Consider the following 961-nt stretch of genomic DNA (forward strand, 5'->3'; position numbering starts at 1 on the left):
CCAAATAAAGATGAGGTAAAAAAAATGACACCCTCAGACCAAGAACAGCTAAAAGCCTACTTAAAAGCGGCAGCAGAAATTCTTTACAGAAATACAGATCCAGCCGAGTTAGAAAGTTTTGACAGTATCGAAAAATCCCTCCGTCAAAAAATGTTAGAAGAAGTGGGTCCAGAACTAGGTAGCTTTTTTTTTCGGCAGCATCAGGAATTAAAACAGGAAAACCCCGAAAAATAAAATCAATAGTCGGTTTGCTTGACCTTACAGATAATCAGGCGAAATATTTTGGATTGAAAGCTTATAGTCAATTCAGTCCACTGATGGAAAAATGTTGTCTTTTAATCAGTGCCAACGAATCTTATCAAATGGCGGAAAAAGATTTAGAGATTTTCACTGGTGTCAAAATCTCTCACAGTACATTACATAGATTAGTCAATCGACAAGAATTTGAATTACCTGCATCGAAACAAGGAGTCCAAGAAATTACATTAGATGGCGGGAAAGTCAGGCTACGCAACGAATCCAAAGGCGAAGCGTGTTGCTGGAAAGACTATAAAGCCGTTTGTTTCGATAACGTTTATTCGGGAGCATTTTTTCAAAATAATCAAGATTTAATTGATTGGGCTAATAGCCAAAAATTGCTACATCCTATGTATTGTCTAGGAGATGGTCATGCCGGAATTTGGAAAATATTTAAAGAAATTGGAGACACCGAGCAAAGACAAGAAATCTTAGATTGGTATCATCTGAAAGAAAATCTTTACAAGGTAGGAGGTTCAATAAAACGTTTAAAATTAGCAGAAAATATGTTGTGGCAAGGCAAGATAGATGAAGTTATAAATCTATTTAAAGAAATGAAAAAAAAGGAATTTAAAACATTTTGTAACTATTTAGAGACTCATCGCTGCCGAATAGTCAACTACCAATACTATAAAGAAGAATCCATAAGTTCGATTGGTTCTGG

General features: G+C 35.4%; 1 pseudogene. It reads left to right on the plus strand.

Annotated elements, in window-relative coordinates:
* Window positions 1-24: 24 nt before the first annotated feature.
* A pseudogene (locus K4039_RS29695) lies at window positions 25-961 on the plus strand (ISKra4 family transposase); the annotation flags it as partial.

The organism is Lyngbya sp. CCAP 1446/10, assembly GCF_026130175.1.
Lineage (GTDB): Bacteria > Cyanobacteriota > Cyanobacteriia > Cyanobacteriales > Microcoleaceae > Microcoleus.